Annotated in this window: 1 protein-coding gene; it reads right to left on the reverse strand. The window is 59.6% G+C overall.

Annotated elements, in window-relative coordinates:
- On the reverse strand, positions 1 to 255 hold a 255-nt coding region (locus tag JMA46_RS16960), incomplete at both ends, for a transposase (RefSeq protein WP_207346507.1).

Below are 255 nucleotides of genomic sequence, written 5' to 3' on the forward strand. Positions count from 1 at the left end.
GTGGATGACGGCCAGGCTTGTGTAGGGAGCGGGTGGGCCGGCAACGGCTGATTCGAGCAGTCGGAAGAACAGCAATCCCCTCGTGTGTGAGTTGCGCCGGTTGAAACGGAACACGAACTCGTCCAGGTATGCCTGGAGATGCTCGGGTTGCACGCTGCCTTGGTAGGTCCCTTCAAGGACCCGCTTCGATAGTGAAAACAAGAGGTGTACCCCCGGCAGGGAAAGGTGCGCGGGCTGGCCCGATGCTTTGATATT

Source organism: Arthrobacter sp. E3, from assembly GCF_017353415.1.
In the GTDB taxonomy this organism is placed as follows: domain Bacteria; phylum Actinomycetota; class Actinomycetes; order Actinomycetales; family Micrococcaceae; genus Specibacter.